General features: G+C 47.2%; 15 protein-coding genes. 13 read left to right on the top strand and 2 right to left on the bottom strand.

The features are described from left to right. Positions 1-133: 133 nt before the first annotated feature. Positions 134-634: a DUF4209 domain-containing protein gene (locus tag DUW71_RS07760; protein ID WP_119394674.1), complete on the top strand. Its 501-nt coding sequence runs from the start codon at positions 134-136 to the stop codon at positions 632-634. Between the two features lie 86 nt (positions 635-720). On the opposite strand, the gene DUW71_RS07755 is transcribed toward DUW71_RS07760, so the two are convergent. Then, positions 721-1,218 carry a GNAT family N-acetyltransferase gene (locus tag DUW71_RS07755; protein WP_038940770.1) on the bottom strand — a complete coding sequence of 166 codons (498 nt, stop codon included), beginning with the start codon at positions 1,216-1,218 and terminating at the stop codon, positions 721-723. Beyond that, entirely contained in the window at positions 1,215-1,487 is a 273-nt protein-coding gene (locus DUW71_RS07750) for a type II toxin-antitoxin system TacA family antitoxin (RefSeq protein ID WP_017420534.1), read from the bottom strand. Before DUW71_RS07750 ends, DUW71_RS07755 begins: the two co-directional genes overlap by 4 nt. Before the next feature lie 237 nt (positions 1,488-1,724). On the opposite strand from DUW71_RS07750, the gene DUW71_RS07740 reads away from it, so the two are divergent. From DUW71_RS07740 to DUW71_RS07680, 12 genes are all read left to right on the top strand, one after another. Beyond that, entirely contained in the window at positions 1,725-1,997 is a 273-nt protein-coding gene (locus tag DUW71_RS07740; protein ID WP_119394673.1) for a hypothetical protein, read from the top strand. Positions 1,998-2,183: 186 nt separating this feature from the next. Then, the gene (locus DUW71_RS07735; protein WP_119394672.1) at positions 2,184-2,408 is read left to right on the top strand and encodes a BrnA antitoxin family protein; all 225 of its coding nucleotides are present in this window, start codon (positions 2,184-2,186) and stop codon (positions 2,406-2,408) included. A gap of 103 nt (positions 2,409-2,511) precedes the next feature. After that, the gene (locus tag DUW71_RS07730) at positions 2,512-2,820 is read left to right on the top strand and encodes a hypothetical protein (RefSeq protein ID WP_119394671.1); all 309 of its coding nucleotides are present in this window, start codon (positions 2,512-2,514) and stop codon (positions 2,818-2,820) included. Between the two features lie 277 nt (positions 2,821-3,097). Next, on the top strand, positions 3,098-4,561 hold the full coding sequence (zapE, locus tag DUW71_RS07725) for a cell division protein ZapE (protein WP_199671176.1): 1,464 nt from the start codon (positions 3,098-3,100) through the stop codon (positions 4,559-4,561). A gap of 219 nt (positions 4,562-4,780) precedes the next feature. Next, complete coding sequence (locus DUW71_RS07720) at positions 4,781-5,098, top strand: hypothetical protein (RefSeq protein WP_119394669.1); 318 nt, start codon at positions 4,781-4,783, stop codon at positions 5,096-5,098. Positions 5,099-5,446: 348 nt separating this feature from the next. Next, positions 5,447-5,941: a GrpB family protein gene (locus DUW71_RS07710; protein WP_119394668.1), complete on the top strand. Its 495-nt coding sequence runs from the start codon at positions 5,447-5,449 to the stop codon at positions 5,939-5,941. A 167-nt stretch (positions 5,942-6,108) separates the two neighbouring features. Then, the gene (locus tag DUW71_RS07705; protein WP_119394667.1) at positions 6,109-7,149 is read left to right on the top strand and encodes a hypothetical protein; all 1,041 of its coding nucleotides are present in this window, start codon (positions 6,109-6,111) and stop codon (positions 7,147-7,149) included. Positions 7,150-7,298: 149 nt separating this feature from the next. Next, positions 7,299-8,396, top strand: a complete 1,098-nt coding sequence (locus tag DUW71_RS07700) for a multiheme c-type cytochrome (RefSeq protein WP_119394666.1) — start codon at positions 7,299-7,301, stop codon at positions 8,394-8,396. A gap of 8 nt (positions 8,397-8,404) precedes the next feature. After that, positions 8,405-9,949, top strand: coding sequence for a tetrathionate reductase family octaheme c-type cytochrome (locus DUW71_RS07695; RefSeq protein ID WP_119394665.1), 1,545 nt, complete (start codon positions 8,405-8,407; stop codon positions 9,947-9,949). Further along, the gene (locus DUW71_RS07690; RefSeq protein ID WP_119394664.1) at positions 9,946-10,566 is read left to right on the top strand and encodes a cytochrome b/b6 domain-containing protein; all 621 of its coding nucleotides are present in this window, start codon (positions 9,946-9,948) and stop codon (positions 10,564-10,566) included. Before DUW71_RS07695 ends, DUW71_RS07690 begins: the two co-directional genes overlap by 4 nt. Positions 10,567-10,628: 62 nt before the next feature. Further along, positions 10,629-11,897 carry an O-acetylhomoserine aminocarboxypropyltransferase/cysteine synthase family protein gene (locus DUW71_RS07685; RefSeq protein WP_119394663.1) on the top strand — a complete coding sequence of 423 codons (1,269 nt, stop codon included), beginning with the start codon at positions 10,629-10,631 and terminating at the stop codon, positions 11,895-11,897. Positions 11,898-11,966: 69 nt separating this feature from the next. Continuing rightward, positions 11,967-13,451, top strand: a complete 1,485-nt coding sequence (locus DUW71_RS07680) for a beta-N-acetylhexosaminidase (RefSeq protein WP_119394662.1) — start codon at positions 11,967-11,969, stop codon at positions 13,449-13,451. Positions 13,452-13,454: the final 3 nt, after the last annotated feature.

Below are 13,454 nucleotides of genomic sequence, written 5' to 3'. Positions count from 1 at the left end.
CGACGGACATATTGTTCGGTGGTGCCAATTTTTTGAGGATGGCTTCTTTACGTTCTGGTGCGTATCGGTTCATAGTTCTCTCTGCACAGGTTTATGTGAAAACTATGTTGACCTATAGGGGCTTTCACAAAATATGAATGTTGACTCATTTTTTCTCAGACATTTATTTAACAAAGCCTCTGAAGTTTACGAATTTGACGCTCAAGAATTGACCGAATATATATTCCAGTCACCTATATTCGAAGAGTCTAAAAAGGATCTTATTCATACTGGCCTCCAAGCTTACCTTGCCGAGGATTATATCTCTGCAATACATATACTGGTTCCCCAGGCAGAGGCAGCTATTCGAACGCTAGTGGAGCTAATGGGGGGCGCTACTTTAAGGAAAAATAGGCAGGGTGGGCTACAGTTGAGGACGTTTGACGATTTACTAAGAGATGAAAGGGTAGAAGACTGTTTTGGTGCTGATTCATCGTTCTATTTCAGGATGCTACTTACTGACCAACGCGGTTGGAATATGCGAAATGACGTATGCCATGGAATCAGCCCAGTAGGTGCCTTCAATTATTCCACGGCAGATAGAATCATGCACGTAATCCTGTGCTTGGCTCAGGTTAGAGAGAACAATGCCTAACAAAGCGCTGCTGGCGGACAATTTTTACGCTGCGCTACAAAATTGCCGCAGAGCGCGGCGTTAGTTTGCTAAAGGCTAGCGATTAACTAGCCTAAGCTTGCTCTCACATCAGCAATGGTGATGAAGAGTTTATTTTCTGCGTCTTCAAATGCTTGAAAACCATAGCGTTCATAGAAGTGTTTCGCACCGTCTTTGGCATCAACGATAACAACTGGAAATGCAACGCTATCACTAGCGGCTAATAGCTTTCTGAGTGCGTCGATAAGCAGCCACTCACCAAAGCCTTTCCCTTTGTATCGGTCATCGACAGCAAGGCGGGCAATCAGACCACCAGAGGTGGATGATTGGTGCTTTTTTTGTAACTTATCAGGCAATGCCTTTAAGTCAATTGGTGTCATTGTTAGCGTGTAAAAGCCGATAACATGTGAGTTATCGCTATCATCTTCCAAAACAAATGTTCTGGTGTTGTCCTTCTTTGCTTGCTGACTCGCCATTACTTTTAAGTAATTATTGAGAGCTTCGATGCCACAGTTGAATCGGTTTCTATCGTGTTTAGCTTTATCTAGAAGTACCGTATTCATCATTGAGTTTTGCTCTCGTATCGATCAGCAGCAGCTTTTAGTTTTGAGTTCTGTGTTGCAGGACGATCTAAAGCTTCCATGAGCAACATCGCATCTGCTTGGCTCAGTTTTAAAGCCTGTTCACGTTCGATGACTTGTTTAGCTTTTTCGATTGCAGCGCTTAAAACAAACGAGTTGATGCTAGACATGCCGGCGATCGCGGCAGCCTTAGTAAGTAAGTCTTGTGTATCGACATCAACTCTAGCGGTGATGCGGGGCAAAGTAGTAGCCATAATGTTATCTCCTATTGTGTCAAAATGTCACATGTGCATTATGGTCTTAAAGTGTGCAATAAGCAATTCTTGTGTCACTTTGGCACGCAAACTAACAAACAATTTAAGAGTGATTCGGCACGCGTGGCATTTTTACTATGCGTTAATTTTAGTGATTAAGGTGGTATGCGGTGGCATCGGTATTGCGTGCCTCACACCTTAATTGGGCGTTAACTGGACGAAAGCATCGAGTAAGCAATGTCGAATAAAGCGGTTTTAGAAAGGCTTTTAATCGAAATAGATGATTACGATAAAAATCGTAAAGATCGGGATGCGTTTGCACAAAGGGTATACGAGTCAATCGAAGCACTAGAAGGATTTCCCTATTCAGTGTATCAGCAAGGTAGAGATTGGCAGTACAAAATAGAAACCGAGGGTTACTTTGATGAAGAAGGGTTTGAATCCGAAATCCAAGAAGTAATCCCAAAACTTAAGGAGTGGGTCAATGAACTTATTCAAGCCCACAGTTAACAAGGCCAAGCAGCATCGCCAGCAAAGCTGGCTGGACCTCGCTACACTCGGCCGTTGTGCACGGCGTTAGGGTGCTTGAAAATTAGCCACTTCGTACATACAATGTAAATATGATTAGATTTGAATGGGATCCAGCCAAGGGAAAGGCAACGAAGACGGAACAGAAGCATTATCAAGGTGGTTGAAATGAAAGACGAATATGACCTTTCACAATTGAAATCGCGCAAGAACCCTTATGCATCAAAGCTTAAGAAGCCAGTGACGATGCGGCTTGGTGAAGATGTAATTGAGTACTTTAAGGAAATGGCAGAAGAAAGTGGTGTTCCGTATCAAAGCCTAATCAACCTCTATCTGAGAGACTGTGTCGCGCAGCATCGAAAGATTGATATATCTTGGCAGCGCACACCCTAACCAGTTGCACCAGCAGATGGCACTAGCTGTCACAAATTTTGTTCCAAAATTACCGCCAGCCGCGCCGCGGCTGTGTAAAGCGTTATGGTTTAAAGAGAACTAAGTGAAACCAGTAGTAGTAACACTTTGTGGTAGTACCAAATTTAAAGAAGCATTTATTGAAGCTAATGCCAGCGAAACTATGGCGGGCAAAATTGTACTTTCGGTAGGTGGTTTTGATCATGCTGAAGGCGTCGTGTTAACCCAGACCCAACAAGAAATGCTTGGTAAGCTGCACGAGCACAAAATCGATATGTCTGATGAAATCTTAGTGTTGAATGTAGGCGGTTATATCGGCGATAGCACAAAGAATGAAATAGAGTATGCGCGTAAACTTGGTAAAATTGTAAGATTCCTTGAAAAGCATACTTGAAACAAGCCAAGTTGGCACGCAAACCATTACAACGCGCGGCTGGAATAACCCTGCCAAAAACCGCTGCTTTTGTCTGGTAACACAGCAGGATTCGAAGCACAGATAAACGGCGGAATTTGACTGCTCTGTCCGAACCGCAGCGCTAGAATTGGGATAGTAATGCTAATTTTTTACGAGTTGAACTCTGAAACTTGTGTCTCTGCTACAAATCCATTGCTACCCACACCGAGTACTATACCGTCATGGTGACAAACTAATTAGCTCCATGACGAAGAAGATGATGATAGATAAACATCGCGTCGCTCAGCGGTGCTGCTCGACAGGCCCCGTGGCAGCGGCTTATGAACGCATGGTAGCCACGGGGGCGGTGCAAAAAGATGGCGCGCAAGTCTCTCTGGCGGCAAAGCTAGATGCCCTGCACGAGTCTATTGTCTTGCTCCCACCAGTACCCTTGCTTACCAATAATCCAACAGAAGGCAACCGAAAAAGCAGTAGACTATTGTTCCTGGCACGAGCCATGGCATCCGCCGAGTCTTTTCTGCGAAAGAAGGTTCATTTGTGGTCTTTTGGTCCACCACCGCGGGGCATTTACATTCATGGACCGGTCGGGGTCGGCAAGAGTTTTCTAATGGATCTCTTTTACGAGTCGGTTAATGCGCCTGATGATGACGCTCGTTGTAATAATGACCGCCACAAACAGGCAAAAATTACCAAACGCCGCGTCCACTTTCATGAATTCATGCTAGACGTCCATCATCGAATCTTTGTTTACAAACAGAAGCACCCACTTGGTGATGCGATGCCAATCATTGCGCAACAATTGGCACAAGAAGCCCAACTCCTCTGTTTCGATGAATTTCAAGTAACAGACGTTGCCGATGCCATGATTTTAAAAAGACTGTTTTTATTATTGTTGGATTTTAATGTCGTGGTAGTGGCTACCTCGAATCGCTCCCCCGATGACTTATATAAGGGAGGCATTAACCGGTCCCTCTTTTTGCCATTCATCGACATGTTAAAAAACAGGTTCGACATTGTTTCCATGGAGGGTTCCACCAAGGATTATCGACTCGAAACTCGGCCGAATGGTCAATCCTATTTTTGGTCATGCAAGGATGTTCATGGCGATAATAACGGTGATTACAACAGTGAAAATAACACGCAGGCGCATTTGGAAGAAATATTTGGTGGTACTGGATCGGCAGCTGAGGTCATACAAGTCTCGTTCGGTCGCACCGTTCAGGTTACCCGATTAAACGACCGGTGCGCTTGGTTTAGCTTCTCCGAGTTGTGCTACCAACCGCTCGGCGCGGCAGATTTTATTGCCCTCTGCGAGCGATTTCCGGTCATCATCATAGACAACGTCCCCCAATTGGACGCCAATCACCTCGACGAAGCGCGACGATTCGTGACCCTCATTGACGCATGTTATGAATCTCGAACCCGCTTGGTGCTAGCGGCACAAGTCCCGCTCGACGAACTATTTGTCGATTTTGAAGCAGAAGTTGTAAGCAGTGATGGAGATGAAGAACTGTTTGTCAGTGAGAATGGGGGAAACTCGAGTGCCTTCGCGACGACCATGATTCGCACCAAAGAGGGGGAGCATGTGGAGTGGTCGGCGACGGGTCTAATTGGCGTGTCACTGGCACAATTCTCGTCTGCCAATGATCTCGCTTTTTCCTTTCGACGAGCCGCCTCTCGATTGGTAGAAATGGGGGGAAAGGAATGGGGGCGGAAATAACGAAAGCTTTTTGCCTTGCAAACCATTATCGAATTCCTGGATGAAACTGAGACAACGGAAAAAAGCGCTTCACTTGCATGAGCAGTGCTATTCAATACCCATTAATGGTGGCCAGTTCAGGGAACTTATGAGTAAATCAAGCAAAGAATTATTTAATAATCGCATTTTTCATACAAATTTCCGCGAATGCGGGCGTTAGGCAAATAGAATGGAAAAATCATGAAAGAGTCTGACTGGAAGATTTTTAAACAAATTAAAGAGAAAGCAATTGAGAAGTTTTGCAGTCAAGCGCTGAAAGAATTTGAAGAAGTAATTACCGATGAAAAAGAGCATGTCCACAATAGGTATTTACTACTTTATAAACTTGTTGAAAACACGGACAAAAAAATGGCCTTGATATTTGACGACCACAGCCGTTCAAAAGCAAAAATTCAACTCATTGCTATTCGATGTGAAGGTCTGGCAGATGAACATTTATTATCGAAACTGTCTGGTGAGATCCTAGAGCAGACTGATCCCGACAGGTTCCGGTGGTAGTTCGCCTAACTAGGCTAGCTAGCCTCGCTCATTACGGTCGCTGGACCTCCTTTCACTTGGTCGCTGCTGGCAGCATTGGCTCGAGGCAATAAAGCGGGGGTTTCAGCTAATTTCTGCCCACCAACCGAGTGCTTGGCATTTCCAATTGTCACTGAGGGGGAAGTTGATCTGCCAGAAATATGGGCAGAACCTATCACGCCTGTACTAGACGTACTTCTATCAAAATAAACGTATCTAGAGGTAGCGAATAACCTGCCTGATATTCAGTTAAGTAAGCTTAACAAAAAGTAATCTAATGACAAATACGTGATTTTAGTGTTTGTTGCGGCATGGATAAAATGGATTTATATGATAACTATTGTAGCATACACACCGAGCTGGATTTCGGCTTATCAAACCGAGCGGGAATTTTTGGCGTCGAAATTCTCTGCATGTAGCCCAAAAATAGAACACGTTGGCAGTACTAGTATTGGGATCGATGCGAAGCCTATCGTAGATATTGCAATTGGCTTAAAAGATCTAGCAGACCTAAATAGCGTTGACCTAAGGGCATTGGCAGCACAGAAGTGGTTTCGAATAAAGAAAACATTTCCCGATTCCGTCGTGTTAGCTAAGTACAATGACGATAGTTATCAAACTAAAACCCACTTTGCCCATGTAGTCGTAGAAGGCACTTCGCGGTGGCGAGAACTGGTTGTGTTTAGAGATAAGCTCATCGCAAGCGAAGCGTTAAGACAAGAATATTTAATGCTCAAGCTTAAGTTAGCCGATGAGTGTGGGGACGATATTGATCGCTACTCAGAGGCAAAGAAGGCGTTTGTGTTATCGGTAGTGAACAGTTGATAGGTCATTTGCGAGCAATGCACTGTTGAGCCTAACTGATGGATGACTGCATTATGAGTAGCGGTACATGAAGTAGCGGGCATACAATGGTGAATTCAGCTTTAGTTTATATCCAGTCGGTAAGCTAGTGCTTTGTCAATCAGCCTTGTGGCAGGTAAGGAAGTGCAATGAATAAAAGGATTGTGGCACCACTATGGGTTGTCGTTTTTGGGTTAGCTGGCTGCACTGAAACAGTCTCAAACGAGAATCGCGTAACGCCAAATGTGCTTCCTAGCCCATCGCCTAGCGTTATTTTTGATGAGTTTGGCTATACCGACCTAAATGTTCGTGCTTATCAAACATACGCATCGCTCTCATATCAGCAAGTGTCGCCCGAACAGCAGTTCTGTTACCGAAAGCATAATGCAACCTTTACTTGTAATACCTTGGAGCGGTCGGGCCCTTTTAACGAACCACTAGCCTTGGTGGTCATGGAAGATGGTTTACCTGTAAAACGCGACTATGATCTAGTTGAGCGCACGTTTGGCTATGCCAATAATCAGCGAGTTGCTTCGGCTACCTACTATTTAAACAACGAAGAAGTTGTATCGTACCGTGGTGTTTCACAACCGGTTGAAGTGCAAGAATTTTTTGCACTATCCGGTACGGTAGTTTTACCCAATGAAAACCGCTGCGACGTCGTGTGTCAGCTAGGGCGATATCGGGCTGTTAGTGATCTAAGCTTTGGTCACGGTAGTGAAGCTGTCTTATTGACCTACCAGATGCCGATTCCTAACAATATGGCGCAAAAAGCAAGGTTGGCCAGCGGGTCTTGTACGCAACCAAATTGCCCAACCAACCAGTCGGTCATTAACGAGCTAACAACGGCCAGCATTCACTGCACAGAGCATGACAGCTGCGTGCTTAACTTTAATAACGGTAGGGTTACAACCAAAACTGGCGAACTCATTGGCACAGTTGAACTTTCACGTGAGCAGTTTGGTGCGCTGGACGGGTTTGTTATATCAAGCAACCCTCATACGAAGCTTCAATATTATGGTCACACTGGCGTTAGCCATGAAACAGATGCTTACCAAGTGCAATGGTGGGCATTGTATCGAGATGGGGCATGGCGCCAAATTGAAGGATACTATGCCAATAGCTTGGCGTTCGAAGACATCAAACGAGCGTTCAGAGATGCTGTAGAAACACTCTACCAAGTTGAATGAGCGATGCCGTACTCGCTTTTTTGAACAAATAATCAGCTGTCATAATAGGAAAATCGCGGACACCTTGATCTAGGTCAGGCTCAGTAACAGCAGGAAAACAATCTACTTCATACACTTACCCTAATAGTTTGCTTAAAAGGAGTAGGGGTATGCGGTATTTTTTTATCTGCTTGTTGGCATTGTTGCTAGCATCACTTGGCAGTGCTGAAACCCGTGATATCGATATCCCGTTTTATCAGTCTTGGGTAAACTCCCCGCATGCCGACCTCGATTCACCAGCCTTCAACCATTGGGAAGAGGAAGACGACAAACTAGTACCAGAGCGCTGTGCTGCTTGTCATTCAACTACCGGCCATTTGGATTATTTAGGTGCTGATGGCTCCACGCCCTACCAAGTAGACGCCAAGGCACCTGGCCTTGAAGGCGTGCAATGCACGGCCTGCCATAATCGAGCGGTAAGCAATATGACCGAAGTTCGATTCCCTTCAGGTAGCTCTGTCACTCGAGTTGAAGCCGACGCGCGCTGTATGGACTGTCACCAAGGCAGAGCCAGTGGTGCTTCGGTTGATGAAATGGTGGCAGAGGCAGCGGTTGAAGCCGACCAAATCCACCAAGTGTTGAAGTTTATTAATGTGCACTACAGCCCAGCAGCGGCTACGCGGTTTGGCAAAGAAGCTGGTGGTGGTTATGAATATGCGGGCAAAGATTACGTAGGTTTCTTTTATCATGACGACTTTGCTACCCAGTGCAACGATTGCCACCGCGCCCACAGTACGCAAGTGAAAGTTAACCTTTGTAGTGACTGCCATCGCGATGCAACATCCGAAGCGGATTGGGCCAGCATTCGCAGTAAAAATAGCACACTCGACTACGATGGTGACGGGGAAGAAAGTGGTATTAAAGTGGAAGTGGAAACGCTACATGAACTGCTTTACGCCACCATGCAAGACTACGCCAGTCAGGTGCTAGAAGCGCCCGTGTTGTACGACAGCGGCGTTTATCCTTATTTCTTTAACGATAGCAATGGTAATGGCGTCAACGACCCCGGCGAAGCCATTTACCCGAATGCCTATAAATCATGGTCGCCACGCTTAGTGAAAGCGGCTTACAACTACCAATTTGTAGCTAAAGACCACGGCGCTTGGGCGCATAATGGTCAGTATGTACTGCAGTTGCTGCACGACAGCATTGCCGATCTAGGCGAAGCCGTTGCCATTCCTCCAATTGAGCGCGCTGGCGAATTCTAGGAGGCGTTATGAAACAGGTCATTTTTTCATTAGCGCTTGTGCTGGCTTTGCCGCTGTGGGCAGCAACGGCAGATCACAGTCAGTTTGATGTGCTCAAGCAAAATTTCACTTCACTAGAAGCCGTAACCGAGGCATGCGTTGGCTGCCACAACCAAGCCGAAGACCAGTTACATAAAAGTATACATTGGCAATGGCAGCTCGACGACAGCACGCAAGCTGCCATCGGCAAGCTGCATATTGTTAACGGTTATTACAACAACGTTGGTAGCAACGCCGCTGAATGTGGCAGTTGCCATATTGGTTTTGGTTTGTCAGCTTCCACGCTGACTAGCATAGATACCGGCCCGGTAGATTGCTTGATTTGTCACGACACCACTGGTGATTACTTTTTTGAAAAGTTTCACCAAGACGGCGCCGAGTGCACGCTTTGTCATGATGACCGTGGTAAAGCGAATCAAGCGCGAGTTGACAGCGAAGGTCCACGCTACACCTCTACGCTTACCGAAATGGTGTTAAGCGTTGGCGACACCTCGATAGAAACCTGTGGCAGTTGTCACTTTTATGATGGTGGCGCCGATGGTGCCAAACATGGTGACCTAGACAGTGGTTTAGTCAACGCGACTGTTGCGCAAGATGTTCACATGAGTAAAGAAGGTGCTGGGCTTGAATGCAGCGACTGCCACCAAAGCAATAACCATGAGTTTGAAGGGAGCCGCTACAGCGGGAAAAGCCCACTAGATACTGAACCTGTGAGTGCCCTAGAGGGTAGCCGGGCAACCTGTGTGTCTTGTCATGGCAATCGACCAATGAAGGATGAAAAGCTCAACGACCACACGGATGTCGTTGCTTGCCAAACCTGTCATATCCCAAGATATGCGCGCAACGGTATTGCCACCAAAACTAACTGGGACTGGTCGGCTGCTGGCATCTTGGATCGCAAGCAACGCCCGTTTAGCCAATATGACAGCAATGGCAATGTGGTTTACGACAGCGCCAAAGGTGCTATGGCATATGGGCAAGCGCTGCTGCCAAGCTACGCTTGGCACGACGGAACCTATCAACGCACCCGAGTCGGGGACCCTGTTGCAGAGGGTATGGCTATTACCGCGCCAACTAGCGAACAATCAGGGCGAATCTTCCCGTTTCATACTTTTACCAGCAAGCTGCCTTACGACGTCGACAATGAAATCTTATTGCCTATGCAGCTTACTGGGCGCGACCGCTCAGCACTTTGGAATGGCTATGACTGGGGGGCTGCCATTGATGCTGCGACCAATACCTACAATATGAACTATTCAGGTAACTTCGATTTTATCACCACCCTTACATATAGCGGCTTAAACCACGGCGTTGCGCCAGCTAGTGACGCGCTAACCTGCATTGAATGCCACCAAAAAGATGGTCGAATGGCGAAAGTGGCAGGGGTGTATTTGCCAGGTGCGATGCAAAATGGTTGGCTGGACCGCTACGCATGGCTAATAGTATTGCTCACGATTGCCGCCGTATTAGGGCATGGCCTGTTGCGCTGGATATTTGCGAGGAGACGCTCATGAGGGTAAAGCTATTTAAAGGCTATGAACGTTTTTGGCATTGGACCCAGGCCCTATTAATGATTGTTATGGGGGTTACTGGCTTTGAGATACGTGGTAGTTATAGTTGGCTTGGCTTTGAGCTGGCGATAGATGTACACGTAATCTGTGCCTGGACACTGATCGTTCTTTGGGTGTTTACCATTTTTTGGCACTTTACCACGGGCGAGTTTCGCCACTATATTCCACGTAAAGAAGGGGTTGTGGCGCAGGTGGTGTACTACACCCGAGGCATATTTTTAGGGTCACCGGCACCGTTTCACCCAAGTGAGCAGCAAAAACACAATCCATTGCAGCGTTTGGCTTACCTAAGCTTAAAAGTGTTTATGCTGCCATTTATTTGGATTACCGGCATGCTGTATTACTTCTACAACGAGCCATTCGTTCAGTGGCTAGGCGAGTTTGGTTTAGGGCTTGAGCAGATTGCCACGCTGCATGTTGTGGCCGCATTTATAATTATTTTATTTTTTGTTGCACACCTCTACTTAATCACCACCGGCGAGACAGTAGGGCAGCACTTAAAAGCCATGATTACCGGGTATGAGGACGTGCCAGATAAAAAGCCAGAGGCGAAAAAATAGCTAATGCGATTCTTTCCTAACTGAGCTATGTTGTTGGCACACACAGGCAAAGGGTCACCACAATGAAATTAGAATCTTTGGCGCTACACGAAGGTTATGAATCAGAAGCAACCACGAAAGCTGCTACCACACCAATTTACCAAACCACGTCGTATACTTTCGACAACACCCAGCACGGCGCCGATCTATTTAACCTAGCGGTGCCGGGCAATATATACTCGCGTATTATGAACCCAACCAACGACGTGCTAGAGAAACGCATGGCGGCTATGGAAGGTGGGGTGGGGGCACTATGTGTTGCCTCGGGTATGTCGGCCATTACCTATGCCATTCAGTGCTTAACCGAAGTGGGCGACAATATTGTCAGCACCAGCCAGCTATACGGTGGCACCTTTAACTTATTTGCTCATACGTTGCCACGTCAAGGCATTGAAACCCGCATGGTATCGCACGATGACTACGAGGGCTTTGAAGCCGCTATTGATGACAAAACCAAAGCGGTATTTTGTGAATCGATCGGCAACCCAGCCGGCAACGTGGTGGACCTGCAACGCCTTGCCGAAATTGCCCACAAACATGGCGTGCCGCTCATTGTCGACAATACCGTCGCCACCCCTTTCTTATGCCGCCCATTTGAGCATGGTGCAGACATTGTGGTGCACTCGCTAACCAAATACATTGGCGGCCATGGCACTACCGTAGGGGGTGTGATTGTCGATTCGGGTAAGTTTGACTGGGTAGCCAATAAAGAGCGCTTCCCTGTATTAAACGAGCCAGACCCGTCTTACCATGGTGTGGTCTATACCGAAGCCCTAGGCGAAGCTGCCTATATCGGCCGTTGTCGAGTGGTGCCATTGCGCAACACAGGTGCGGCGTTGTCGCCAATGAATGCCTTCCAAATTATGCAGGGCTTAGAAACATTGGGCTTGCGCATGGAACGCCACTGCGAAAATGCCGAAAAACTAGCACAATACCTAGAGAAGCATCCAAAAGTTGCTTGGGTAAATTACGCTGGTTTGGCCAATAGTTCATACAGAGCCACATGCGAGAAGATCACCGGTGGCAAGGCCTCCGGTATTTTGAGTTTTGGTATTAAAGGCGGCTTTGAAGCGTGCGCTAAGTTTATTGATTCGCTGCAAATGATTTTACGGTTGGTAAATATTGGCGATGCCAAATCATTGGCTTGTCACCCGGCATCGACTACCCACCGCCAGCTCAACCCAGAAGAGCTTGCTAAGGCTGGAGTGAGCGAGGACTTGGTGCGTATTTCGGTAGGCATTGAGCATATCGACGATATTATTGCCGATGTTGAGCAAGCGCTTAACCAATAACCTGTTGGTTGGCGCTATTTGATAGCGCCAACACTTCCCCACGCAAGGAACAACAATAAGGATAACTCAATGCGTGTTTCTACTTCTTTTGCTAGTTCGCTAACCGCTGCTGCGCTGGCTTCTGTAATGCTTGTGGCTTGTGGTAGCCAGAGCAGCACTGAGCAAGCTAGTGCGCCCGCACCCGCGATTGCTAGTATCGTCAATATTGTGCCTGCTCCCAATGCCAATGCGTTTATCACTGGTACGCTGGATGTATCGGATGGCGTCACCATAATAGGCCGAGATCAGTCGGTTGCGGCGCAAATGTTGACCGAAACGTTTACCACGACTGGCGATATTCTTGTCACCCTGCAAGGTGATACATCACTGACGCCGGAAAGCTATCGCCTAGTGATTGATGATGCCATCACGATTAGTGCAGCCGATGATACTGGTTTGCTATACGGCGCTCAAACACTGCAACAGATAGTGCTGCAATATGGCACTAGCTTGCCTAAAACCGCGTTTACCGATGCACCTAGATACAGTTGGCGTGGTAGCATGATTGATGTAGCGCGCAGTTTTTATCCCATCGATTATTTGTATGCCCATGTAGACCGCATGGCCATGTTCAAGCTCAACAAATTGCATTTGCATCTATCCGACGACCAAGGCTGGCGCTTGCAAGTACCTGACTATCCGCGTTTGGTAGAAGTGGGGGGTAATAGTGCTGTAGAAGGTGGACGAACAGGCTATTACAGTAGCGAAGACATGCGTGCACTAGTGGAATATGCAAGCGAACGCGGCGTGACCATAGTGCCGGAAATTGACTTACCTGGGCATACGCAAGCGGCGATTGCATCCTACAACGATCTTGCTTGCGATGGTGTCACCAACCTAGGTACTTACTCTGGTGTGCGGGTTGGTTTCAGTAAGCTTTGCCTAACCAAACCAGAGGTGTATAAGCCATTCGTAGAAGCCGTGATTGATACCATGGTAGATGTATTCCCAAGTGAATTTATTCATATTGGTGGCGATGAAATCCGCGACCCGTTGTATGGTGAGTTTATGGTGTATGCGTCTGACTACGTAGCCAGCAAAGGCCGCTCGGCCGTGGCGTGGGAAGAAGCCGGCAAGCATGTGATGAACGACACGAGCATGGTGTTTCAATGGTGGAACGACAACTTCGACCTAACACCAGCCATTGAACGTGGTCATCGCCAAATTCTCTCGCCGTGCTCGTATACCTACCTCGATCATGGCAACTACGCTGGGCAACCAAATACCTACACCTGGTGTCGCCAAGATGGTGTGCCACTCGAGCGCTTGTACTCGTTTGAACCAGCCGACTTTAACAACGTGCTAGGCATAGAAGCACCACTTTGGTCGGAGCTTGTTCATGATAATGCCACTGCCGATAACCGCCTTTGGCCAAGGTTAATGGGCGTTGCCGAGTTGGGTTGGAGTGTGCCGCAATATCGCGACTGGCAAAGCTTTAGCCAACGCATTGAAGCCTTACAACCAATGCTTGATGAGGCAGGTGTTGCGTATTATCCGTGGATAGATGCCCGATAAACC

The sequence above is a fragment of the Salinibius halmophilus genome, assembly GCF_003577475.1.
In the GTDB taxonomy this organism is placed as follows: domain Bacteria; phylum Pseudomonadota; class Gammaproteobacteria; order Pseudomonadales; family Natronospirillaceae; genus Salinibius; species Salinibius halmophilus.
The sequence above is the reverse complement of the archived record's forward strand: the minus strand, read 5'-3'. Positions and strand labels throughout refer to the sequence as shown.

Bases quoted from the DNA above. Each gene is read 5' to 3' on its own strand.
- DUW71_RS07760 (WP_119394674.1), top strand. From the start codon at position 134: ATGAATGTTGACTCATTTTTTCTCAGACATTTATTTAACAAAGCCTCT.
- DUW71_RS07755 (WP_038940770.1), bottom strand. From the start codon at position 1,218: ATGATGAATACGGTACTTCTAGATAAAGCTAAACACGATAGAAACCGA.
- DUW71_RS07750 (WP_017420534.1), bottom strand. From the start codon at position 1,487: ATGGCTACTACTTTGCCCCGCATCACCGCTAGAGTTGATGTCGATACA.
- DUW71_RS07740 (WP_119394673.1), top strand. From the start codon at position 1,725: ATGTCGAATAAAGCGGTTTTAGAAAGGCTTTTAATCGAAATAGATGAT.
- DUW71_RS07735 (WP_119394672.1), top strand. From the start codon at position 2,184: ATGAAAGACGAATATGACCTTTCACAATTGAAATCGCGCAAGAACCCT.
- zapE (WP_199671176.1), top strand. From the start codon at position 3,098: ATGATGATAGATAAACATCGCGTCGCTCAGCGGTGCTGCTCGACAGGC.
- DUW71_RS07720 (WP_119394669.1), top strand. From the start codon at position 4,781: ATGAAAGAGTCTGACTGGAAGATTTTTAAACAAATTAAAGAGAAAGCA.
- DUW71_RS07710 (WP_119394668.1), top strand. From the start codon at position 5,447: ATGATAACTATTGTAGCATACACACCGAGCTGGATTTCGGCTTATCAA.
- DUW71_RS07705 (WP_119394667.1), top strand. From the start codon at position 6,109: ATGAATAAAAGGATTGTGGCACCACTATGGGTTGTCGTTTTTGGGTTA.
- DUW71_RS07700 (WP_119394666.1), top strand. From the start codon at position 7,299: ATGCGGTATTTTTTTATCTGCTTGTTGGCATTGTTGCTAGCATCACTT.
- DUW71_RS07695 (WP_119394665.1), top strand. From the start codon at position 8,405: ATGAAACAGGTCATTTTTTCATTAGCGCTTGTGCTGGCTTTGCCGCTG.
- DUW71_RS07690 (WP_119394664.1), top strand. From the start codon at position 9,946: ATGAGGGTAAAGCTATTTAAAGGCTATGAACGTTTTTGGCATTGGACC.
- DUW71_RS07685 (WP_119394663.1), top strand. From the start codon at position 10,629: ATGAAATTAGAATCTTTGGCGCTACACGAAGGTTATGAATCAGAAGCA.
- DUW71_RS07680 (WP_119394662.1), top strand. From the start codon at position 11,967: ATGCGTGTTTCTACTTCTTTTGCTAGTTCGCTAACCGCTGCTGCGCTG.